This is a genomic window from Roseicyclus sediminis, from assembly GCF_025515305.1.
Lineage (GTDB): Bacteria > Pseudomonadota > Alphaproteobacteria > Rhodobacterales > Rhodobacteraceae > Roseibacterium > Roseibacterium sediminis.
This window is the reverse complement of sequence record NZ_JAOPHT010000003.1, coordinates 100,407-123,739: the sequence shown is the minus strand read 5'-3', so window position 1 is coordinate 123,739 and position 23,333 is coordinate 100,407. Positions and strand designations below refer to the sequence as shown.

General features: G+C 63.8%; 19 protein-coding genes and 1 tRNA gene. 7 read left to right on the top strand and 13 right to left on the bottom strand.

What is annotated here, in order from left to right; genetic code table 11:
* Nucleotides 1–32: 32 nt before the first annotated feature.
* The 5 genes from hpf to N8I71_RS05410 form a co-directional block, all read right to left on the bottom strand.
* Nucleotides 33–608 (bottom strand): ribosome hibernation-promoting factor, HPF/YfiA family, encoded by a 576-nt coding sequence (gene hpf / locus N8I71_RS05430; RefSeq protein ID WP_262876926.1) that lies wholly within the window; start codon nt 606–608, stop codon nt 33–35.
* 218 nt (nt 609–826) lie between these two features.
* The gene (lptB, locus tag N8I71_RS05425; RefSeq protein WP_262876925.1) at nt 827–1,588 is read right to left on the bottom strand and encodes an LPS export ABC transporter ATP-binding protein; all 762 of its coding nucleotides are present in this window, start codon (nt 1,586–1,588) and stop codon (nt 827–829) included.
* On the bottom strand, nt 1,585–2,088 hold the full coding sequence (locus tag N8I71_RS05420; protein WP_262876924.1) for an LptA/OstA family protein: 504 nt from the start codon (nt 2,086–2,088) through the stop codon (nt 1,585–1,587). The genes lptB and N8I71_RS05420 overlap by 4 nt, the downstream gene beginning before the upstream one ends.
* Before the next feature lie 9 nt (nt 2,089–2,097).
* Nucleotides 2,098–2,694: a hypothetical protein gene (locus N8I71_RS05415; protein WP_262876923.1), complete on the bottom strand. Its 597-nt coding sequence runs from the start codon at nt 2,692–2,694 to the stop codon at nt 2,098–2,100.
* Nucleotides 2,695–2,703: 9 nt separating this feature from the next.
* Entirely contained in the window at nt 2,704–3,315 is a 612-nt protein-coding gene (locus tag N8I71_RS05410; RefSeq protein WP_262876922.1) for a ribonuclease D, read from the bottom strand.
* 243 nt (nt 3,316–3,558) lie between these two features.
* Here N8I71_RS05410 and N8I71_RS05405 point away from each other — a divergent pair, with 243 nt between their 5' ends.
* Genes N8I71_RS05405 through N8I71_RS05390 form a run of 4 tightly spaced genes read left to right on the top strand, consistent with a single transcriptional unit; the run spans nt 3,559 to nt 8,814 of the window.
* On the top strand, nt 3,559–5,700 hold the full coding sequence (locus N8I71_RS05405) for a DEAD/DEAH box helicase family protein (protein ID WP_262876921.1): 2,142 nt from the start codon (nt 3,559–3,561) through the stop codon (nt 5,698–5,700).
* An 18-nt stretch (nt 5,701–5,718) separates the two neighbouring features.
* Nucleotides 5,719–7,350: an HsdM family class I SAM-dependent methyltransferase gene (locus N8I71_RS05400; RefSeq protein ID WP_262876920.1), complete on the top strand. Its 1,632-nt coding sequence runs from the start codon at nt 5,719–5,721 to the stop codon at nt 7,348–7,350.
* On the top strand, nt 7,347–8,564 hold the full coding sequence (locus tag N8I71_RS05395) for a restriction endonuclease subunit S (RefSeq protein ID WP_262876919.1): 1,218 nt from the start codon (nt 7,347–7,349) through the stop codon (nt 8,562–8,564). Before N8I71_RS05400 ends, N8I71_RS05395 begins: the two co-directional genes overlap by 4 nt.
* Nucleotides 8,565–8,580: 16 nt before the next feature.
* Nucleotides 8,581–8,814, top strand: coding sequence for a hypothetical protein (locus N8I71_RS05390; protein WP_262876918.1), 234 nt, complete (start codon nt 8,581–8,583; stop codon nt 8,812–8,814).
* Nucleotides 8,815–9,180: 366 nt separating this feature from the next.
* Here the strand turns inward: N8I71_RS05390 and N8I71_RS05385 are convergent, their stop codons facing one another.
* A complete protein-coding gene (locus N8I71_RS05385) occupies nt 9,181–9,774 on the bottom strand; it encodes an HNH endonuclease (protein WP_262876917.1) in 594 nt (197 codons plus the stop codon).
* 71 nt (nt 9,775–9,845) lie between these two features.
* Nucleotides 9,846–10,331 carry a BRO-N domain-containing protein gene (locus N8I71_RS05380; protein WP_262876916.1) on the bottom strand — a complete coding sequence of 162 codons (486 nt, stop codon included), beginning with the start codon at nt 10,329–10,331 and terminating at the stop codon, nt 9,846–9,848.
* A 314-nt stretch (nt 10,332–10,645) separates the two neighbouring features.
* Between N8I71_RS05380 and N8I71_RS05375 the strand changes: the two genes are divergently transcribed.
* Complete coding sequence (locus N8I71_RS05375) at nt 10,646–11,203, top strand: recombinase family protein (RefSeq protein ID WP_262876915.1); 558 nt, start codon at nt 10,646–10,648, stop codon at nt 11,201–11,203.
* Nucleotides 11,204–11,666: 463 nt separating this feature from the next.
* Here N8I71_RS05375 and N8I71_RS05370 read toward each other — a convergent pair whose 3' ends face one another.
* From N8I71_RS05370 to N8I71_RS05350, 5 genes are all read right to left on the bottom strand, one after another.
* On the bottom strand, nt 11,667–12,929 hold the full coding sequence (locus N8I71_RS05370) for a hypothetical protein (RefSeq protein ID WP_262876914.1): 1,263 nt from the start codon (nt 12,927–12,929) through the stop codon (nt 11,667–11,669).
* A gap of 160 nt (nt 12,930–13,089) precedes the next feature.
* On the bottom strand, nt 13,090–14,448 hold the full coding sequence (locus tag N8I71_RS05365; protein ID WP_262876913.1) for a DUF6538 domain-containing protein: 1,359 nt from the start codon (nt 14,446–14,448) through the stop codon (nt 13,090–13,092).
* An 84-nt stretch (nt 14,449–14,532) separates the two neighbouring features.
* Nucleotides 14,533–14,619: transfer RNA gene (locus tag N8I71_RS05360), tRNA-Leu, on the bottom strand.
* Nucleotides 14,620–14,702: 83 nt separating this feature from the next.
* Nucleotides 14,703–17,948, bottom strand: a complete 3,246-nt coding sequence (locus N8I71_RS05355; protein ID WP_262876912.1) for a translocation/assembly module TamB domain-containing protein — start codon at nt 17,946–17,948, stop codon at nt 14,703–14,705.
* Nucleotides 17,945–19,759 carry an autotransporter assembly complex protein TamA gene (locus N8I71_RS05350; RefSeq protein ID WP_262876911.1) on the bottom strand — a complete coding sequence of 605 codons (1,815 nt, stop codon included), beginning with the start codon at nt 19,757–19,759 and terminating at the stop codon, nt 17,945–17,947. The genes N8I71_RS05355 and N8I71_RS05350 overlap by 4 nt, the downstream gene beginning before the upstream one ends.
* A 138-nt stretch (nt 19,760–19,897) precedes the next feature.
* Here N8I71_RS05350 and N8I71_RS05345 point away from each other — a divergent pair, with 138 nt between their 5' ends.
* A complete protein-coding gene (locus N8I71_RS05345; RefSeq protein WP_262876910.1) occupies nt 19,898–20,884 on the top strand; it encodes a complex I NDUFA9 subunit family protein in 987 nt (328 codons plus the stop codon).
* Here the strand turns inward: N8I71_RS05345 and N8I71_RS05340 are convergent.
* On the bottom strand, nt 20,871–21,692 hold the full coding sequence (locus N8I71_RS05340) for an undecaprenyl-diphosphate phosphatase (protein WP_262876909.1): 822 nt from the start codon (nt 21,690–21,692) through the stop codon (nt 20,871–20,873). The two genes, N8I71_RS05345 and N8I71_RS05340, sit on opposite strands and share 14 nt — an antisense overlap.
* Before the next feature lie 203 nt (nt 21,693–21,895).
* On the opposite strand from N8I71_RS05340, the gene N8I71_RS05335 reads away from it, so the two are divergent.
* Nucleotides 21,896–23,332, top strand: a complete 1,437-nt coding sequence (locus N8I71_RS05335; RefSeq protein WP_262876908.1) for an NAD(P)-dependent oxidoreductase — start codon at nt 21,896–21,898, stop codon at nt 23,330–23,332.
* The last annotated feature ends 1 nt before the right edge of the window (nt 23,333 follow it).

Below are 23,333 nucleotides of genomic sequence, written 5' to 3'. Positions count from 1 at the left end.
CCCCGTACCGTCAGTTCCGTCCGTCGCGGCCGTCACTCCAGCCGCGGATCTATCCAGCCGACGTTGCCGTCCTCGCGCCGGTAGACCACGTTCACCCCGTCATGCCCCTCGTTGCGGAATACGAGCAGCGGCGCCCCGGCGATCTCCATCTGCATCACGGCTTCCCCTACGGAGAGCGAAGGTATCTTCGTCTCCATCTCGGCCACGATGATGGGTTGGAGGGATTCCGGTTCCGCGTCTTCGCTTTCCGCTTCGGACGAGGCGAGGATATACGTGGCGGCGCCGAAGACATCAACAGGCTGCTGCCTGTCCCGGTGATGGTCCTTGAGCCGCCGCTTGTAGCGGCGAAGCTGCTTTTCCATCTTGTCGGCGGTCTTTTCGAAGGCCGCGTAGATCTCGTGGGCCCCGGCCTTGGCCGAGGCGGTCAGGCCCGTCGACAGGTGCACGGTGGCCTCGCAAACGAACTCGGCCCCGGACTTGGAGAAGATCACCGTCGCGTCGGTCGGGCGCTGGGCGTATTTCTCGACCATCGTGCCGAGGCTGTCCTTGACGTGGGTCTGCAAAGCCTCGCCGATATCGATCTGCTTTCCACTGATCTGGTAGCGCATGTGTCCTCCCGACATGTATGCGTGCCGCGCGCGCCGGTCAGGCGCGGGCGGCGCTGGGCAAGTCCGTGTTGTCTTGATGGAACCCGGTCCGCGCCCCGGAGCACGTCCGGGTGCGGGTCTGTCGGCATCGGGTCGCAGATGAAGCAAACGCGAACATCACATCCATTTGGCGACAAGTTATCCCCCGCTGTCAACGCAAAGGCGCAGGCCGGATCGCCTCAGGTGATACGGAAGCTCTGACCGAGATAGACGCGGCGCACCGTCTCATCGCGCACCACTTCGTCCGCCGATCCCGACATGATGATGGTGCCGTCGTGCAGGATGTAGGCCCTGTCCACGATTTCCAGCGTTTCCCGCACGTTGTGGTCGGTGATGAGGACCCCGATTCCCCGGGTCTTGAGGTCCGACACGAGGTGCCGGATGTCGCCCACCGCGATGGGATCGACGCCGGCGAAGGGCTCGTCCAGCAGCACGTAACGCGGGTTCGAGGCCAGGCAGCGCGCGATTTCGGCGCGCCGCCGTTCCCCCCCGGACAGCGACAAGGCGGGCGCGCGGCGCAGATGTTCGATCGAGAATTCGGCCAGCAGTTCCTCCAGCCGTTCCTTGCGGCGCTGGCGACTGCGCTCGACGACCTCGAGGATCGCCATGATGTTGTCCTCGACCGACAGGCCCCGGAAAATCGACATCTCCTGCGGCAGATAGCCGATACCGGACCGCGCGCGGCGATACATCGGGTAGAGCGTGACGTCCTCGCCATCGATGGTGACGGTTCCGCCATCCGGCGTGATGAGACCCGCGATGCAGTAGAACGACGTCGTCTTGCCCGAGCCGTTGGGCCCCAGAAGCGCGACGACCTCGCCCCGGTTCAGTTCCATCGTCACGTCACGGATCACCGGACGACGGCGATAACTCTTGCGGAGCTTTCTCACCCGCAGGCCGCTCGAACCTTCGGTGACGGAGAAGGGCTCGGGCGCGTTCATTGATCTCCGCCCGTATCGAGGACCGTCCTGACGCGTCCCTCGACCGAGCCGCTGCCCGTGCGCATGTTCACCACCATGCGGTCGCCCGCCACGGCGGTCGGGCCCTGCGTGACAAGGACGGAGCCCGCCATCGTCAGAAGCGCCGAGGCCACGTCGAAGCGCGCCTCGCTGCCTTCCGCCGCGTCCGCGCCGCGCGTGACCAGAACGCCGCCGGTCGCCACGACCTCGTCGACGGCGCGGCGGCCGTCGCGTTCGCTGTAGATCACGCGCACCTGCCCGGCGGCCATGCGCAGATCGCCCTGATGGACGATGACGTTACCGGAAAACACCGCCTGTCCGGTGCTCTGGTCGATCGTCAGGTTGTCGGCGGTGACCTCGACGGGCTGGCGCGCATCGTAGGCGACACCGCCGAAACCGATATCGACCTGGGCCGATGCCGCGACCGCGACACTCATGCCGAGCAACAACCCGGCCAGACCGGATGACAGACGTGCGCGCATCGAGGCTCCTTACCCTTCGGGCTCATATAGCAGCCGGACGCCGCCGGTGAAACTCAGAACCGCCTCGCCCGATGGGCCGCCGAGTTCCATGGCCCCGGCCGTAAGCGTCAGGCCGGGCCCCTCGATCCGGACGGCGGCGGGCGCGCTCAGCCCGATCTCGGCCAGCCGCACCTGAACCGTCTCGGACAGCAGGCGATATCCCTGGCTCGTCTCGGCCTCCACCCCACCGGAGAGGTCGGCGATCCTCGCCTCGATGTCGATTCGGCCCGCACCCGCGTCGAGAAAAAGGAAATCCTGCCCGGTGAGCGCGATGCGGCCTTCTACGGCGTCGGTGATGATCACGTTCGTCGCGTCGAAATCGGGCGCCGCGGTCTCGGCCACCAAGGTGATCTCGCGACCGTCCGGCATGACGCCCGCAAAGCGCGGCTGGGTCAGGCGCAATTCCCGCGCGAGCTGTGCCACGTCGACCTCGGCATAGGGCAGCGCCCGGTCGGGATCGGGCGGATCAGACAAGAGGAACAGGGTCGACAGAAGGCCGAGCGCCACCAGCGGCAGCGCGACCTTCAATGCGCTGACCAGCGTGGAATATGGATTGTGCCCGGCCATGGCGCCTCGTCAGTGGGCGAAGATGTCGATCTCGGGCCAGCCGGCGATGTCGAGACGCGCGCGCGTCGGCAGGAAGTCGAAGCAGGCCTGCGCCAGCTCGGTCCGTCCCTCGCGGGCCAGCATCACGTCGAGCGCGTCGCGCAACCGGTGGAGGTAGAGCACGTCCGAGGCGGCATAGTTCATCTGCGCTTCGGTCAGCCGGGCCGCGCCCCAGTCGGAGGTCTGCTGCTGCTTGGAGATGTCGACATCGACAAGCTCCTGCAGGAGATACTTCAGCCCGTGGCGGTCGGTGAAGGTGCGCACCAGCTTCGACGCGATCTTGGTGCAGTAGACCGGCGCGGCGAGCGCGCCGAAGGTGTGGTCCAGCGCGGCAATGTCGAACCGCCCGAAGTGGAACAGCTTCAGCACATCGGGATCGGTCAGCATCCGCGCCAGGTTCGGTGCCTCGGTCTGGCCCTTCTCGACCTGGACGAGATGCGCGTTCCCGTCGCCCGAGGACAGCTGCACGAGGCAGAGCCGGTCGCGATGGGGGTTGAGGCCCATCGTCTCGCAGTCGATGGCGACCACCGGCCCGAGGTCCAGATCGTCGGGAAGATCCCGTGAATGGAGATGGATGCTCAAGATATGCCCCTTTCCCGTGTCCGCGAGACCCTGCGGTCGGGAGGGATGGTGCCCAGGAGAGGCATTCCTCCACTACACAACCTGAGCTTTATCAATGACTTACAAGTAAGTCAACGGACGGACCGTGTAGTGAACGTGTAGCATTCCACTCGCACGACAATCTCAAATCGCACATTGATGGCGGCAGAGCAATATAGTGTGATGCAGAGAACTCAAGAGATCTGAACAGGTAGCTGGTACGCTGTGTCGAAGAGCGAGGCATTCTCACGCGTCAAGATCGACGCCCTGCTTCGAGATGCCGGATGGACGCTCGATGACGGGACGAGCGTTCTCTACGAGTATACGCTGCCCGATGGCACCCGCGCCGACTACGTCCTTTGTGATCGCGCTGGGCGTCCTATGGCCGTGCTGGAAGCCAAGCGAACCTCCGTCGATCCCATCGCGGCGCAGGACCAAGGCAGACACTACGCCGAGCTTTTGGACGTGCCGTTCGTCTTCCTAGCCAACGGTGAAGAGGTCTGGCACCTCGACCGTCATGTTGATGCCCACGCTCGCAAGGTGGCGACGGTTTTCTCCCAGAGCGACCTCGAACGCCGCATTGCTGTCAGATCGGTTCGGCGCAAGCTCAGCGAGGTGGACACTGACAAGGCCATCGCAGGACGTACCTATCAGCTAGAATGCATCGAGACCCTTTGCACCGAGATCGACCGAGGACGCCGAAAGCTCCTCGTCGAGATGGCGACCGGAACCGGCAAAACACGGACCGCCGCCGCCTTCATCAAGCGGCTCTTCGAGGCAAGTCAGATCACGCGGGTTCTCTTCCTCGTCGACCGGATCGAGTTGGCGCGACAGGCCGAGGAGGCTCTTGTTGATCACCTGTCGTCCTACCCCTCCTACATCCTCAAGGGGGCGCGGGGGATCGATCACGCCAAGCGGATCACGGTCGCAACCCTGCAGACCATGGTCAACGAGTACGATCAGCTGTCCTCAGGGTACTTCGACCTGATCATCGTCGATGAGTGCCATCGGTCGATCTACGGAAAGTATAGCGGGGTCCTGCGCCACTTCGACGGGATCAAGGTCGGCCTGACGGCCACGCCCTGCACCGTGAACCCCGACGACATGCCCGATGAGGAAGACGCCCAGTTCGTCCGCGACACGCTGCGCTTCTTCGAGGTCACCGAGCCGACCTTCCGCTACACGCTCCCTGAGGCCATCGAGGACGGCCACCTCGTCCCATACCGAATCTACAAGGCAATGACCGTGAAGACGGCGGCTGACGGCGGGTTCCCGGTGAAGAGGGACGAGCTGGACTGGACGGCCATGGACGCGGACGCCAAGGCCGAGTTCGAGGAACTCTTCGACGGATCGGAGACGATCACGGTGGATCCCCGCGCGCTCGAACGCAAGTTCACGATCCCCGAACGAAACCGCGCCATCGTGCGGGAGTTCCGCGAGGTCCTGGAGAACGGTTTCAAGGGGTCGGACGGCATCACGCGGACGCCGCGCTACGGCAAGACCATCGTCTTCGCAGTCACGAAGAAACACGCCGAGACGCTGGCGACGATGTTCGACACCCATTTCGCCGACCTCAAGCCGCATTCGACGACGCGCTATGCCGACTTCGTGGTCAGCGACGTCGGGTCCGGCCCGACCGAAGGTGCCAGCGACAAGATCAAGCGGTTCAAGAAGGAAGAGTTCCCCAAGATCCTCGTCAGTGTGAATATGCTCGACACCGGGTTCGACTGTCCCGAGGTGGTCAACCTCGTCATGGCCCGCTTCACTCAGAGCGCGATTCTCTACCAGCAAATGCGTGGACGGGGGACGCGGCAAGCGCCGCACATCCACAAGTCCGCGTTCACCATGTTCGACTTCGTGGGTGTGACCGACTTTCACGGGGACGACGAGGAGAACATCCCTGGCGGCATTGTCATCCAAGGCAAGCCCCGCACCAGTCCCGGTGAGCCGCGCCGCTTGCTGGAACTCGACGTTCACGACCACATCGACCCTGCGTCTCGCGATTGGGTCACGCTTGACGAGAACGGGCGGATCGTTCGCACCGACGAGCATGAAGCCGCCGCCAACGCCCTCGGGATGCGCTTTCAGGCTTGGATGTCCAAGCGGCCTTGGGATGTCCGGCAAGAGCGGTGGCTGGGCCTGATCGAAAGCTCCTTGAAGACCGAAGCGATGAACGCCGAAGGCTTCTGGGAATACGACCTCGACGAGCATCCCTTCGACAAGTGGGGCGGCTACGATGAAGCCGTCCGCGTCTTCGGGGGAGAGGCCGCGCTGGAGGAGATGCTGGCCTCTCTCAACGTCGATGTCTTCCCCGTCCCGCCCCGTGCCGGTACCAGCGGTGACGACTCCGTGCGGCCTTCGGCCTGACAGAAGAAAAGAGCAGCCATGACCCTCACGCCCGACCTCAGACGCGGTATCGACCAAATACGGGACTACCTGTTCGGCGGCGGGTATCCCAATCCCGCGCAAAATGCGGAACAACTCAGCTTCCTGATGTTCTTCTTCATGTTCGAGGCCACTGATGCCGCCCGCGTTCGTGCCGCGAAACGTCCGGGATCAGATCCCTACACCAGCGCCTTCGAAGGGACATGGAAACTGCGCAACCCGCTGAACGCGCCCGAGCGGGGTGTTGAGGAGGTGCCGAAAGACCGCCTTCGCTGGTCGAGCTGGGCCAAGGCGCTGAACGGGGAGCGGCTGGTTTCATGGGTCCGGGACGAGGTGTTCGCCTTCTACGGCGATATCGCCAAGGACGGCGTTACCAACTTCATGGACGGCGCGCGCCTCGTCATCGACGAGCCGACCGTCCTCGCCCAGGTCCTCACGCGGATCGAGGATCTTCAGCTCGACCGCATGGATAGCGACACCAAGGGTGACCTATTCGAGCATGTCCTTCGCCAGATCAAACAGGCCGGTGAGTTGGGCCAGTTCCGCACACCACGCCACGTCATCCGCACCATCGTCGAGATGCTCGATCCCCGTCTCGGCGAAACGATCTACGACCCCGCCGCCGGGACCGCCGGGTTTCTTGTGGCGGCGTACGAACACATCCGCCTCGCCAACTCGACCGACGCCGCCATCGAGAGCGCCGAGGTGGACGGCAAGAAGATCAGGCGCGGCCTTGGCGACCGGCTCAGCCGCGATGCCCAGCGCCAACTGACCGAGGCGACATTTTTCGGAAACGACGTCGATCCGCAAATGGTGCGCCTCGCCACCATGAACCTCTTCCTGCGCGGCCTCGACAAGGTCCGCATCCTGCGCCGCGATGCCCTGACCCGAACGCTGGAGATCGCCCAGAAGCAGGAGCTTGGCATCCCCATCGAGGGCTTCGATGTCGTCCTCGCCAACCCGCCGTTCTCGGGCCGTCTCGACAAGGACCGCATCGTCGATGACGTCCGCGTCGGCACCACGACGCAGACCGAACTCCTGTTCCTCAAGTACATGCTGAACCTCCTGAAGGACGGCGGTCGCTGCGGCGTTGTCATCCCCGAGGGCGTCCTCTTCGGTTCGACCGGCGCACACAAGGAGCTGCGGCGGCAACTGGTCGAGAACAACCGGGTCGAGGCCGTGCTGTCCCTGCCCGGTGGCGTCTTCAACCCCTATTCCGGGGTCAAGACATCTGTCCTGATATTCCGCAAGGGCGGCACGACTGGGAACGTGATGTTTCTTCATGCCGACGCGGATGGCTTCAAGCTCGACGCCAACCACGACACGCCCATCGAGGCCGACGACCTGCCCGATCTGGTCGCGGCGTTCGGGCAGCGGGAGGATCGGCTGCGGGAGTGGCAGGGGCGCGATCCGGGGGCTGAATGGACCGCCAAGTGGTGGTTCGCCGATACCGACGCCATCCGTGCGGCGGACTTCAACCTCAGCGCGGGGCGGTATCGCCCGCAGAGCCGCGCCCAGGTCGAGCATCGCGATCCGCTGGAAATCCTCGACGAACTGATGGCCGTCGAGCGGGAGATCATGGAGGAGCTGGAGGAGCTGCGGTTGGCGGTTGTTGATGGTGTGGCAGAATGACCGTCCGACGCGTTGCTCTTGGCGACCTTGGTCGTTTTGTCGGAGGCGGAACACCTTCCCGCAAGGTGCCAGAATACTTCTCGGGGCAGATCCCTTGGGCGACCGTCAAGGACTTCAAGTCGGATAGGATTTCTTCAACTCTCGAACACCTCAGCGAAGCCGGATTGAAGAACTCCAGTTCGAGGTTGGTGCCAAAAGGATCGCTCCTGATCGTATCACGGATGGGGCTTGGGAAAGCGGCAATCGCCGAGGTTGATGTTGCAATCAACCAAGATATCAAAGCCTTCATCCCGAACGGCGACCACGACATCGAGTTTTTACTTTGGTGTCTCAAGGCCCTCGCGCCGGAGATCGAGCGACGCGGTGCGGGTGCGACCGTCAAGGGGGTCACTCTGCAAGATATTTCCAGTTTGCCGATTCCCCTCCCGCCCATCGAGGAGCAGCGGCGGATCGTGGACATCCTGAACCGGGCGGCGAGCATCGAGCGGCTGAAGGCCCGCGCCTCCGCCCACCTCCGCGACTTCATCCCCGCCCTCTTCCTCAAGATGTTCGGCGACCCCATCGAGAACCCGATGGGCTGGCCGACGAGCGCGCTGGGCGACCTCCTGCAGATGGCGCAGTACGGAAGCAGCAAGAAGGCCGACGCAACCGACGATGCGATCCCGGTGCTGCGCATGGGGAATGTGAGCTACGACGGATACCTGGACTGCAGCGACTTGAAATACGTCGAGCTTCCGGATGCCGAACTGGACAAGTACCTGCTGGCCAAGGGTGACCTCCTGTTCAACCGGACGAACAGCAAGGAGCTGGTTGGCAAGACCGGCATGTGGGACGGGCGGTTCACCGCGATTGCGGCATCGTACTTCATCCGGCTTCGCGTCGATGCCGCGCTGGCTGATCCGACATACATCTGGGCTTTCATGAATACCGCATCGATGAAGGGGCAGCTCTTCGACATGGCGCGCGGTGCCATCGGACAGGCGAACATCAACGCCAAGGAGCTTCAGGCGATCATCGTCCCTGTCCCTCCGTTGGAGACGCAACGGGCATTCGCCAAGCTCGTCGAAGCTGCGGCAGCTCGGTCGCGGTTGTCGGAGACGGCAAGCAGACTCGCCGCCGACCTGTCCCGGTCTCTGCTCGACAAGCTTCTTGGAGTTCATGGCCGCCAACCCACCGATCAAGGTGAGCATATGGCCGATGCGATACCACGCTGACACACGGACAAAATCGATGACCGAGACCAAGTTCAACCTTCGACGCGCCTCCGTCCCTCAGCTTCGCGCTAGGTATTCCCTCCCGGAGACGACAAATGAGGAAAAGCGCCGCATCCGCGAGGAGTTGGTGAAACGGCAAAAGGCTGCGTTGAAGGCGAAGCGGAGCGGAAAAACCCCCAAGGCGGAGATCAGCCGGATCTACACAGCCAAGTCGCTTGGCCGAAAGGTGGGGGGCGGTCGGTGTGGCTGAGGCGAGGACAGCAAGCTCGACGGGGATAACTCTGGACGTGCGAAAGTCGTGACCCTGAGGAGACAGGAGGGGAACAGACAGCCCTCTTTCTGTTCGACTTCCTGAAGACTTACAGAAAGGGGAATATTTCATATTCCTCGTTGTTTCAGTGGTACTTGAAGGGGAACCTGAGGTCAGACGATGGGTCTGACCCAAGGTCCTCCTCCTGTCTACCTGCCGTCATACCTCATGTTAACTTATAGGTATGTCTGATCGGGGGCGGAGGGGGGCCCCCGGGAGATCCGCACAAAAAATCCAAGTCGTTGATTTTATTGAAGACCAACCCCGGAGCGCGAATGCGCCCCGGAGCGGCTCTGTTGGTCTGTCCTACACAGGCGGTGTGTGATGGTCAGGGCATCCTGCCCGCAGATGACGCGGCGTGTAGTCCAGAGCGACACCTGCTCCGACATACGCGGCATAGGCTTCCTCGGCGGTCCTGTAGCGGCCCAGGTAGTAGAACTGGCCGTCCTTGTGCGATCCGATCCGCGCCTCGTACCAGCCATCCGGGCGTTCGCGGACGCCAACGAACCCGGAGCGGCCAGGGCGGTGGACGGCGTTCCGATTGTTCAGCGCAATGGGGACGGCGCGGAGGTTGTCGGGATGGTTGTTCGAGACGTCACCGTCCTCGTGGTCGATGACGAGATCACTGGTGAGCTGGATGTCGTTGGCGAGGGAGTAGACGACGCGGGAGACGTAGGGCCGGAAGGCCTTGAGCTTGCCCTGGTAGGAGACCGGGACTGACAAGTGTCCCTTGGGACCGTGGGACATCCCGACAGGCTTTCCAGCGCATCGCGCATTGAAGCGGTTCATTCCGGCGTCGTTTACGAAGTGATGGCGGGGTCTGGTCGCCCAGACGAGGGTTGCGTCCTCAAGAAGCGCGAAGGTCTCCTTGAGGAACTGCAGGTCGTATTGATGTGGCATGATGGTCGACGCGGAACACGGTGATGTGTGTTCTCGATTGCGCACATCAAACCGAGAAACAGGGGCGTGGGTTACAGCCGTCGCTCCATGATCGCGACCTGTTGGCGCTCTTTCTGGATGACAGCGCGTTCCTTACGGAGACGTTCGATCTTTGCATCGAGGATCGACATGGCCTTGCGGACCAGCTCGTCATCGGACATCTCGCCTGTGGTGACCTTCTCCTCACCGGAGACATAGGCCCCGTCCTTGCGGATCGCGGGGAGGACCACACGGGTCACCCAGTCCTGGAAGGGCTTGGCCGTAGGCCTATCGGACCTCATGATCAGTTTGTAGAGGCCCGACTCAGAAATGACAGTTCGGCGCGGGTTGCCACGCCTACCTTCATTTACGGTGATAGTATTCACCTCATCGTCATCGAGGTGACGTGTGTACCAGCCAGCTCCTGCCGTGGTCTTGAACCCAAGGAGGTCAGCGCAGTCTCGGGCGAAGAACCAAGGCTGTCCATCGATCTCAATGACGCGGATGCTGTTCTGGTTGAAGTCGTAGGTAGTCAGCATGTTGTATCTCCGTTCATAGGTTTGCGGAGATACGGGAAACTATTCGGCTGAAGCACCAACCCACTGATAATAAACAAATCCATGCTGGGTGTCGTCTGTCGGCCGAAGTGCCCGCTGTCTTCCATTTTTCAGGTGCTGAGCGCCCTGTTGTGCAAGCCGGGCGCGTCAGATCGGGCAGGTAGTGTCTCACAGACCTTGCCGCACCGGGGCGTCTCACGGGGTGAGTCAGAGTGACTCATATGAATGGTTTCCGACTTCTGAGACACACGGGTTACCGACATCTAAGACCCGTGTGAGACAAAAGGGGGAAGCCAATGCTGGTTGGATATGCGAGAACATCGACGCTCGATCAGACCGCCGGACTGGAGGCGCAGCTCCGCCTGTTGAAGGCCGAGGGCTGCGAGCGGATCTTCGAGGAGCAGGTCTCCTCGGTGGACGTCAGAGCGCGTGAGAAGCTCGAAGAGGCCCTTTCCTATGTCCGAGAGGGCGACACGCTCGTCGTGACCAAGCTCGACCGTCTGGCGCGCTCTATGGCCCACCTGATGGAGATCAGGCAACGCTTGGACGAACGCGGGACGCACCTCAGGATCATCGATCTGAACCTCGACACGACAACGCCGACCGGCAAGCTGATGCTGAACCTCCTCGGCAGCGTCGCGGAGTTCGAGCGTGAGATCATGCTGGAGAGGCAGCGTGAGGGGATCGCGAAGGCGAAGGCGGCGGGGAAGTATAAGGGGCGTATGCCAACTGCGCGCGCGAAAGCTGACGTAGTTCATGCTTTGGCAGCAGATGGCGTCGGTGCGTCCGAGATCGCACGGCGAGTGGGTATCGGTCGTGCCTCGGTCTACCGCATCTTGTCAGGCAGTCGGTAGTCAGGCCGTTGATCGCAAGGGAAAATGTCCAGCTCTAGCTTAGTCGACGGGTAGTGCTGGCTTCGGCCAGCACACGTTCTTGTATTCAAGCACATTTGGCTCGAGCGCTGAGATGATAGGGGGGGTACGGGGGGCGCCTCACACAGGTCGAAGTCAGGAATGTGCACGAAGATCGCGATCAGATTTTTCAGTTCATGGATCTAGACGTCTGACGCGGGTAAGCGGTTGCACGTTCAACAGACTGTCATCTGTTGGAAGGAGAGCCGTAAGTGGCCTTCCTTGATCACGCTTCTAGCTTGCGGCCGCTTGCTCGCTCAGCGCTTGTCTGGCTGCTTTGAACATCTGATCGATGGCGTCTTTGCTCCACGCATCAACAGAAAGAGCGTCCCTAGAAGAGTGCTCGTTGATCTTCGGCGCTGCCCGGGTGCCGTCAGTCTCGGAGACGGACAGAGTCACGTGCTTTCTACTGCTCATCACTTCCCTCCCCTTCGTATCTAGCTTGCCGCCTCTGCACGAAGTCACGGTTCAACTCAATATCAAAATAGTGTTTCCGTTTGATCCAAACAAAGCCATCTGACTTTGATATTATTGCAACGTCGACAGGTCCACCGACCGTCTCGAGCGGGGAATCCATTTTCCGACGAAGCGAAGTAGTCTCCACGAGTGCCTCCGCAACCGCTGCCATCTCCTCCTTGGGTAGAGAGTTGATGACCGTCATCATGGGCTGCACGAAAGCCTCGTTCCGGAACTTCCTGAAATGGTCGAGGAAGCTCTTCGTCATGGCCTCAGCTGCTATTCGCTGTTTCGCTATCTCCACGGTTTGGTCAACGCTTGGCACATAGGCGTTGATGAGTTCCTCACTCATCCGGTCGAGCGCCCCATGTAAGGTCCTCGACATGTACTCGATGAACTCTGGAAGCAGGCCTTCGATGAAGAGGTGAGCGATGTCCGATTGGGCGAAAGGCATCACAGCTCCGCCCGAGGTTTCGGCATTGTTGGCGTTGCGCACTCTTCTTGTCCAAGCGCGGACCTTGCCATCCAGGGTCCCGTCTACACAGAGTTCCTGGACGACCGGTAGTAGTTCATCGTCACCAAAGCCAGCCAACACCACACCGGTTTCAGCGCCCGAAGGTATCGCCCGTCGGGATACCTCATAACACGCGGTGATCATGGAGGTTAGCACGGGCTTCGTTATCAGAATGTCCAGTTGTTCCTCTAGAAAGCCCCTGATTTCAGTACTGTGTTGATGGCTAAACCGCTCTCTTGAGAAATCGTCGAACAGGATCGGTTGATCTTCGACAGACTTCACCACCTCGCCCATCACTTGGATGAACTTCTTCCGCTTTGTCGTCTTTCCCTTCGTCGCTGCCAGCACGGGGACGACATCATCGATGATATCGAGCATCATCTTGTAAGTGTTCAGCTCGCTCTGGATCGGGTGCGGCACCCTCAGGCTGTCTAGGAACTGAAGGAAGTCCGAGGAGTAGTCCTCCAACCTACCGAAAGTGCGCTGCCCGAGGTGCCTTCGATACTGCTTGATCACGACTTCCCATGGAAGCCCACAGTGGTTTCCGTTGCCGTAAACCATGATACCGACGTCCGCGTTGGGCGCCAGGTGGAATAGCTTGTTTGAGTTCTTCCAAACACGATCATGGCCAATGGTCACAGCACTATCGGCAGCCAGAGCAATCCCTGTATTGTTGATAATCGCGATCTCTGCAGTCATGAGCGCACCCCAAAACGCTGGGAAGACATGGCGGAACTACAGAAACGCCCGCGCAACAGCTGTACCACATGTCGAGGTTCGATCAAGTTGTGCGCCAACATGTCGTCCCCATTTCCAAGTGGGCGACTTTTCGAGCGTGGCATGAACGCGGATCAAGTCGCTAGTTCAGGTCCCAAACACCTGCGGTTCGACAAGCCTGTTCGAGGTACCTTGAGAGCTGATCAAGCATGTCATCACCACCGTAGTTGGCGGCGATCCCGCCTTGTGCATGTCCGTGGATCAGATTCACCCAGTACTCGGGCGCAACCCTTCGCATCCAATCCTTGTGCGAGTGCCGCAGGGAATAGGGCACCTTCGTGATCCGTTCCCACACGCCTGCTTGCTTCATCGCCTTCGTCATGAGGTTAGAGGCAGTGTTGTATCCGCTGGCGGACGCATACCGGGGAAAGACTGGCACCGCTCCATGAGCCTGTTTCGCGGCTTGCTTGGCGCGTGAGCGCGAGACTTCAAGCGCCCTTCCGACCAAGGGGACCTTGCGAACAGAGGTGTCCGTCTTGACCCCCCTGATCCCGTTCGGACGGATGATGACATGTGGAACATCGTGGTCGAGATCGACGTCCTGCCATTCCAGACCGAGAAGCTCCCGAGGTCTCGCCCCGGTGAACATCATCATGGTCCAGAGGTCGGCGATGTCTGCATTCTTCGCCATCACGAACGGATTGCACCGTTTGATCTCTTCCACCGTCAGGGGCAGACGACTGTCCTTCGCGCGGCGATCAGATGCGGTCTTGGGAACGTCGAGGCCGCTGAACGGGTTCACATAGGCCGTTAGCTGAAACCGCTGCTTGGCGAAGTTCAGGAGCGCACGGATGGTGTTGATCCGGCGCTTGATGGTGCCGCGAGCTGATCCCTTCGCCCGCATGGCGTCGCGGAAAGCATAGGCCACATCGATGTCGATGGCTTCGACGAGCGGGTCCGACTCCTTGGTCACTTCCCTGACAAGATCGACAACGAGCTTCGTCTGTTTGCGCAGGTCGTTCTCGTTGTCCCCATCGCGGTGTTCGTCGAGATAGGCTTGTGTGGCCTTGGAGAGGCGCAGAGGCGGCTCCTGAACTCCGAAGAACTTGGCTTCGACGATCCGGTCGAACTCGTGATCGGGTGCGCGAAGGGCTGCATCGGTGAACTTCGTGAACGTCTCGGGATCAGCCTGGAATGTAACTGGCGCGAGCGACTTCAATGTCGGTGCGACCAGATTGTGCTTTCTGAGCGTCTGCAGGGTTGCCCTGTGATCGGCATCCGCTGGATCCATGGCACGAGCTGCCTCGATCTCCAACTCGACTTCGCGATGCACACGGTCGTACCGCTCCAAGGCCAGCCGCTGGTCCGTGGTCTTCAGCGAGATCGAGAACTCCCGCTTTCCGATCAGCTTGATGAGTTCGCCGGGCACACGTCGCCTGTAGCGGTAGCGTCCCGATTTCGAGTCTTGCGCCAGATATTCCATGTTGACGACGAGTTGCACGATCACTGCACTCCGCTCTTGTGTGGCGTTTGTGTAGTGATTTCAAGCACAACCCCCGGAAATCATTGATTTCTATCGGAGTTTTGGTGCCCAGGAGAGGACTCGAACCTCCACGGCCGTTAAGCCACTGGTACCTGAAACCAGCGCGTCTACCAATTCCGCCACCTGGGCAGGTGTCGTGACGACGGCTGATATCGCGGGGTCAGGGGCGTGTCAACAAGCTGCGAGAGCGATTGTGGAGCTTGCCGCAAAGCTCAGTAATCGCGTTCGAAATACACGCCCAGCGCGCTGCCCCCGTCCGATGAGAAACTGCCCCGCGCGGTGATGTCCGGCGTCAGGTCGATGTTGAGGGAGATCTCGCTTTCGCCCTGCGCGCCGACGGTGACATCGGTGTAGATGTTCTCCGAAAGGTAGCGACCTGCCCGCACCGCCGCGTTGCCTTCGGCATCGGTCTGAAGGTCCAGGTCGTCGAGGCCGAGGCCTTCGCGCAGGTTCGCCAGAAGGCCGCCATCCGTGCTGCCGCCCACCAGTGAACTCGCCGCGTCGGCAAGCTGGATCAGCTGCACCGGCGAAAGCGCCGAGACCGAACGCCCGAAGAGGAGCTGCGCGAGGATCTCGTCCTCCGGCAGGAACGGATCGGAACTGAGCGAGATATCGGGCGACGAGGCCGGGCCGTCGACGTTGATGGTGATGCGATACCCATTGGCCCTGCTTTCGGCGCGCAATTGCAGGAACGGGTCGAAATCGCCCTGCAGGGTCGCCGCGCCTTCCGTGATGTCGAGCCGCGTGCCAAGGATCGAGATACGCCCCCGGACCAGCTCGAAACGGCCGGCGGGGATGACGTTGGCCGACGTGCCGCCGATCCGGATGGAGCCGCCGAACTCGGCATCGATCCCGCGACCGCGCAGGAAGATACGCCCCGGCGCGTTGATCGTCAGGTCGAGCCCGACCGCCGAGGAGCCGCCATTGCCACCCTGTCCGGCCAGAAGACCCGCGGCCGCGCGTGTCTGGCGCTCGGCCGCGGTCTCGCCAATATGCCGGATATCCGGGATCGGTGCCGCGGCACCGAGGCCCGTTTCCGGCACGCGCAGCTCCGACTCGCCCAGCGTGATCAGGCCGGCGACGAAGGGCGCCGAGGCGAGCGGTCCGGAAACGGCGAGGTCGCCGCGGGCCACGTTGACCTGGTAGAGCGTCGGATCGATCAGGCGCGCGCCGTCGAGCGTCACGGCGATATTGCCGGGAAGACCCCTCTGGCCGAGGTCGAGCGAGCCGTTCAGGCCAAGCCGTCCGCCCGTCGAGATGTTTCCACCGCCATCGAGCGTTACGCGGCCACCGTTCAGGCGGGCATTCAGCCCGATGTCCTCGACCGCCAGCAGGAACGTCGGCGCCGAAAGGCGCGCGCCGGCCGTGGAGAGGGTGCCGGATACGGCGCCGAGCGATGGCGCCCCGCGAACCGCGAGATCGAAACGAAGCGCGCCGGTAATCGACCGCGGCGCGATGAACTGGTTGGCAAGCGCGAGCGGGACGGTGCCCGTGGTCTGCAGATCCAGGTTGCCATTGTCGGGGTCGGCACTGCCGGTCACGTTCGCGCCAAGGCCCGCCGGACCCTGCAGCCGCGCGTCGATCTGCCAGTTGTCCTCCGCCCCGGCCCGCGCGAGATCTGCCGAAACGGTGGCTGGGCCGCGGACCGCCGACGTGAAGAGACCGAGGTCCGAAAGCCGCGCATCCGCCGAGAATGTCCCGCCGCCCGACGAGATCTCGCCCGTGGCGTCGAGCGCGATCTGGGTTCCGTCGACGGTCAGTTCATCGATCCGCGTGCCCGTGATGTCGCGCACGGCCACGAGGCGCAAACGGGTTTGGCCGGACAGCAGGGCAGGTGGCAGGGCCGGGCTTGCCCCGATCGATGTGCCGGTGCCGGCCAGGACGATGTCGAAGGCGCCGGATAGCGCCTCGGCGGTTCCCTCGAGGTTCGCGTTCAGGCCGCCGGACAGGTCCTGCCCGGCGAGGGCCGAGAACCGGCCAAGCTCGTCGATGCCTGCCGCGAGCCGGAAAACGACGGGAAGGGTTCCGTCGACGAAGGAGGCGGTGAGGGTGCCGTCAATCTCCATGCCCCCGGCGCGCACGTCGAGGTCTTCCAACGACAGGCTTTCCCCCTCGGCCCAGGCCGCGTTCGCGCCGAACGTGGCGTCACGGCCCATCGCTTCGGCCAGCGCCGCGTCGGTGTGATCGAGACCGCTGAGGGCGGCCGTCAGGTCCGCGGTCACCGCGCCGATGCCGGTGGCGGATGGCGTGATCCGCCCGGTTGCCGCGATCTCGGCGTCTGCGACGGAGAAATCCCCGACATCGAGATCATCAAGCCGCGCGGTCATGCGATAGCCGTCGCCTTGCGCTGCATCGAAGACAAAGGCGAGGTCGGCCGAGGACAGAAAGGCCGGAACGCCGGGTGCCGGCAGGCGAACCGGCCCCGATCCGTCGGGATCCTCGACACGACCCGCGATGTCGATCGACACCGGCCTGCTCTCGGCATCCAGCGCGATGTCGCCCTGCAGCAGGACCGCCGCCGTCGCCAGCCGCATGTCCCGAAGGAGGGTCGAACCGTCGGCCAGCCTGTCGATCTGGGCACTGATCTCGGAACTGGTTCCGAAAAACGGACGATACTCCGTCGCCATCAGCGGCGTGAGGTCGCCCGCGATGTCGATGTCGATCCTCTGGCCGCCATCCTCGCCCGTGCGGGCGCTGCGAATCGTACCGTCGACACGTTCCACCCCGCTCGTGGCGAGGCCGAGGTCGACCACGATATCGTCCAGCGGCCCCTCGCCGGCCACGTGAAGGCGCAGAGGCGGCTCGTCGGGGAGGCTCAGAAGCTCGGCGGCAAGGCCACCCGCCTCTTCCTCCAGAAGCAGATCGAGGCCGAGGATGCGCGTGGCATTGTCGAAGCCTGCATCGAGGTTGAAGCGGCCCTCGGGCCCGTCGAGCCGCGCCATCTCAAGGCGCACCGTGCCGGACCCGTCCTCGAGCTGGCCTTCGCCGGTCACCGACAGTTCGGCCGCCACGCCCATGATCGGCTCGCCCAGCGCGACGGTGCCGATCGAAAACTCGCCAATCCGGACCCTCAGGGGCAGCTCGGGCAGCGCGAAGGGCGTCGCCTCGGCGGCGGGAAGGTCCGGTCCTTCCGGCGGCAGCGGAGGGCGCAGCAGCGTCAGGCGCTCGGCCGTCAGGGCTTCGACCACGAGCGCGCCCGACAGGAGCGCGGCGCGACGCCAGTTCAGCTGCGCATTCTCCAGGACCAGCCACTCGCCGTCGGCATCCGAGATCGCCAGCCGTTCGAGCGTCGCCTCGGAGGACAGCGCACCGCGAAACCCGTCGATCCGGACCTGCCGGTTCTCGCCATCCGATAGCTGGCTCTCGATGAACCGGATGAGACGCCCGCGGTCGTCGTCCTGCGCGGCGGCTGGAAGGGCCGCGAGGACGACCGAGATGATGATGAGAAAACGGGTCAAAACGCCTGTCCGATGCCGATGTAGAGAAACAGGTCGTCACCCACGCCGCCGCCCCGCACCGGCGTCGCGATGTCGACCCGGATCGGGCCGAACGGCGTATCGTAGCGCAGACCGATGCCCGCGCCCGCGTGCCAGTCGCCATCGGAGAAATCCGCGTTCCGGCCGACATAGCCGGCATCCGCGAAAGCCACGAGGCCGAAGTTGCTGTCGCCGATCATCTGGCGCACCTCGCCCGAAAGCGTCGCAAAGCTGCGACCGCCGGACGGGGCGCCTTGCTGGATCGCGCCGAGCGACTGGTAGGATTGACCGCGCACCGTGTCCGAGCCGCCGGAGAAGAACAGGTAGTCCGGCGGGATCGACTGGATTTCTCCACCGGGGAGCGTGCCGAACTGGGCCCTCGCCGCGAGGACGGTGCTGTCCGCCTCGCCGAGACCGAGGTAGCCGCGCGCGTCGGCGGTCAGCCTCGCGCCGATCCCGTCGCCCGCGACGGCGAAGGGCGCGGCGGTGCCGATCATGTAGACGCCGGACGTCGGCTGGAGAGGATCGTCGCGATTGTCCCAGGTCAGCTCGCCGGGAAGATAGAGAAGCGTGGTGTTGCGCGTGCCGAGTGCGTTCTCGAACCGGTTGGCTCTCAGGCCGATGCCGAGGGACCCTTCGAGGCGCGGCGAGAACCAGTGATCGACGCCTGCCTCGAAACCGATGCCGACCAGCCGGAACGACGGCTCGTCGAGGCCGACGACGGCTGCCTCGAAATAGGCGGTGGTGTCGGGCGTGAACGTGGCCGGCCGCGAGAAGCGGAGGTGCAGCCCGGCGTCGATCCCGTCGATCTCGTCGGTCGAGATCTCGCCCTGGCCGATGCCGCCGATCTCGCCCTCGATTCGCAGCCGTTCCGCCCCGCCGAAAAGGTTGCGATGAAGCCAGAAGGCGCTGACCTGTGCGCCGGAATCGCTCGAAATCTCGGCACCGAAGCCGAAACGCCGTGGCGCGGATTCGGACAGCGTGGCGACGATGTTCATGCTGTCATCCGGGCCGAGCGGCTGTTCCTGGAGCGCGACGGCCGAGAAGACGCCGGTATCGCGCAGCCGCTCGGTGACACGGTCCATGATGGCGGGCGAATAGACCACGCCCTGGGGCAGGCCCGCGATTTCCAGGATGCGCTCGGTCCGCATCCGCTCCTGACCCTGGGGGACGAGTTGGCCGAAGGTGACGACCGGACCGGGCGCCACCTGTATCGACGCATCGAGCGTGGCGCCGGGATGACGCGCGGTGATGCTCTGGTCCGCGATCTCCGCCGTGGCATGCCCACGCTCGCGCCAGCCTTCGATGGCGGCGCGGGCCGTGTCGCGAAGCACGGGGGTCGATGCATCGCCGCCCGGTCGGAATTCCTCGGGGAGTTCGGTCCCGCTGGCCAATGGCCCGATCTCCGCGGCGCCGAAGCTGTAGCGCGGCCCGGTCTGCACCAGGATCGCCACCCGGCCGATCCGGGACGGCACGTCGAACGGCGATAGCCGGGCGGCCTCGCGCCCGTCGATCGTGATGCGGACGACCGGCGAGAAATACCCTGCGTCGTAAAGCGCGGCGACAAGCCTGGCGTAGTCGGCGCGGGCGGCGGCCACGACGTCCTGCGGTGTGCTGGGCTCCTCCTCGGGATCGGCGCCGCCGAGTTCCTGCACGACGAGCGAATTCGACCGAAGGCGATCGGTCAGATCCTCGTCGGCGCCCGGCACCTCGAACGACACCTCCTGCGCCGCGGCCGGAAGCGAAACCGCGCACAGAAGCGTCAGAAGGCTCAGGATTCGTCTCAATTCCATACCCAATGGATAAGGTCCCATGGACGCGAGGGCCAGCGGCCTTTCCGCGCGTCCTCAACCCTAGGACGATTTGTACCTTGTGACAGGTGTCCATGCCGCCTATCACCCGGCCAAGGCATCCTCCGGAGGTTATCGGGCATGGCGAAACTCGTCACGATCTTTGGCGGCTCCGGCTTTGTCGGACGCTACATCGCGCGCCGCATGGCCAAGGCGGGCTGGCGTGTCCGCGTCGCGGTGCGGCGCCCGAACGAGGCGCTGTTCGTGCGGCCCTACGGCGTCGTGGGCCAGGTCGAGCCGGTCTTTTCAAACGTCCGTGACGACGCCTCGGTGCGCGCCGCGATCCATGGCGCGGATGCCGTCGTGAACTGCGTCGGCATCCTGTCGGAGCGCGGCAAGAACCGCTTCGAGACCGTCCAGACGGAAGGTGCGGCACGCATCGCGCGCATCTCCGCCGAGGAAGGGGTGGGCCGGCTGGTCCACATCTCGGCAATCGATGCCGACGAGACCAGCGACAGCGACTATTCCCGGACCAAGGGCCTTGGCGAGGCCGCCGTGCTGGAGGCCTTCCCGCGCGCCACCATCCTGCGCCCCTCTGTCGTGTTCGGCCCCGAGGACGAGTTCTTCAACCGTTTCGCGCAGATGACGCGGATGAGTCCGTTTCTTCCCGTCGTTGGCGCGAACACGCGGTTTCAGCCGGTCTATGTCGACGATGTCGCGCGCGCGGCCGTGAAGGGCGTGCTGGGCGAGGCAGGACCGGGTGTCTACGAGCTTGGCGGCCCGGAGATACGGACGTTCCGTCACCTGATGGAGACGATGTTGCGGGTCATCCGCCGCCGCCGCCTGATCCTCAACGTCCCGTTCTGGATCGCGGGGATCATGGGCGCCGTCTTCGACGCGGTGCAGGCGGTGACGCTGGGCCTGTTCCACAACGGTCTTCTCACGCGCGACCAGGTGCGCAACCTGCGCCGCGACAATGTCGTGGGCGAGGGATGCCGCACGTTCGCGGATATCGGGATCGAGCCCGTCGCGATGGAAGCAGTGCTGGAGGACTACCTCTGGCCATACCGGCCCTCGGGCCAGTATTCCGAGATCAAGCAAAGCGCCGAGCAACTCAGGAAATCGTGAGCGCGCCGCTGTAGCCCAGCCACAACAGGATCACGCCGAGGATCACCCGGTAGATCACGTAGGGCGTGAAACTCACGCTCCTGAGCAGCCGCATCATGAGCGCGAGCGCCGCCAGCGCCGCCACGAAGGCCATGGCGGCTGCGATCGCCCCGTCGCGGGCGGCCTGGGTATCGGCGGTCGCAACGACCTCCGCGCCGAGAAGCACGCCGGACGCCAGGATCGTCGGGATCGACATGAGCATCGCAAGCCGCGCGGCGGCTTCACGGTCGTAGCCCAGGATACGACCCGCCGTGATCGTGATGCCCGAGCGCGAGGTGCCGGGGATCAGCGCCACCGCCTGCCAGAGACCCATCACGATGGCGTCCCGCAGGGTCCAGTCGCCGTCGCGCTTGGTCTGCGGCCCGCGCTGGTCCGCCCAGTAAAGGACGAGGCCGAAGATCAGCATGGTCCAGCCGATCACCGTGACGCTCCGCATCGCGTCGTCGAGGCCGGTCATGTTGAGGATCAGCCCCACGGCCATCACCGGCACCGTCGCGATGGCAAGCAGGAAGGCGAGCTTCGACCCCGGCGTGTCGATGCGGCCGGTCAGCATCCGGGGAATGCCCGAGAGGCCCAGTTTCACGTCGCGCCAGAAATACAGGATCACGGCGCCCAGAGTGCCGACATGGACCGCCACGTCGATGACCTGCCCTTGGTCCTCCATGCCGGTGAGATTCGGCAGGAGAATCAGGTGGCCGGAGGACGAGACCGGCAGAAATTCGGTGATGCCCTGGATCAGGGCGACGAGAAGCAGGTGGAACAGCGTCATGGTTGGGTAACTCGTCTAGCTTGCAAGCCCAAGCTTTCAAATGGTTTTGTTGGAAATAGGTACCATATGTTACCCAATTATGCACCCAAGTTGGGGTGAGGGTCGGGCGCAAGGGTGAGGATTCGATATATAGGTCAGCATTACTGTCTTTTTATCTTTCTGCCGCCTATGTATACGGGCCGCCACAGAATGGGAGAAGATCCGTGGCCAAGCAACCCATGTTGAAATTCGTGACGATCGGCAAGGAGATGCCCCAGAAGCGCTCGGCCGAGGACCGGACGGACGATTTCGACGAGATCTATGGCGAATACGCGCGCGAGAAGGCGGCCGAGCAGGCCGCTCGCTGCAGCCAGTGCGGCGTTCCCTACTGCCAGAGTCACTGCCCGCTCCATAACAACATCCCCGACTGGCTGAAGCTGACCGCGGAGGGCCGCCTGCAGGAGGCCTATGAACTCAGCCAGGCGACCAACACCTTCCCCGAGATCTGCGGCCGGATCTGTCCGCAGGATCGCCTTTGCGAGGGCAACTGCGTGATTGAGCAGTCGGGGCACGGCACGGTCACCATCGGCTCGGTCGAGAAGTACATCACCGACACCGCGTGGGAGGAGGGCTGGGTCCAGCCGATCCGCCCCGCCGCGGAACGCACCGAGTCCGTGGGCATCATCGGCGCCGGTCCCGGTGGACTGGCCGCCGCAGACATGCTGCGCCGCGCCGGTCTGCAGGTGACCGTCTACGACCGTTATGACCGCTCGGGCGGGCTGATGGTCTACGGCATTCCCGGCTTCAAGCTGGAGAAGGACGTGGTCATGCGCCGCAACGCGCAGCTGGAAGAGGGCGGCGTCACCTTCGTGATGAACTGCAACGTCGGTGAGGACATCACCTTCGACGAGATCCGCAAGAAGCACGATTTCGTCGTGATCGCCACCGGCGTCTACAAGTCGCGCGACCTGCAGGCCCCGGGCGTGGGCGCGGGCGGGATCGTCCGGGCGATCGACTACCTCACGGCTTCGAACCGCGTCGGCTTCGGCGATGCGGTGCCGGAATACGCGTCGGGCGAGCTGAACGCCGAGGGCAAGCGCGTCGTCGTCATCGGCGGCGGCGACACGGCGATGGACTGCGTCCGCACCGCCGTCCGTCAGGGTGCCGTCAGCGTGAAGTGCCTCTATCGCCGCGACCGCGCGAACATGCCCGGCTCGCAGCGCGAGGTCGCCAATGCCGAGGAAGAGGGCGTCGAGTTCGTCTGGCTATCGGCGCCCAAGGGCTTCACCGGCGATACCGTCGACGGAGTGATGGTGCAGAAGATGCGGCTTGGCGCGCCGGACGCGACCGGGCGGCAGAGCCCGGAGATCATCGAGGGCGCCGATTATGTCGAAGAGGCCGACCTCGTCATCAAGGCGCTGGGCTTCGAGCCCGAGGATCTGCCGGCGCTCTGGAACTGCCCCGAGCTGGAGGTGACCCGCTGGGGCACGATCAAGGCCGATTTCCGCACCCACGAGACGCAGCTTCCGGGCGTCTACGCGGTGGGCGATATCGTGCGCGGCGCAAGCCTGGTGGTCTGGGCGATCCGCGATGGCCGCGAGGCGGCCGAGGCGATCCTCGAGAAGGTCATGGCGCAGGGCACGAGCGTGGCGGCGGAATGAC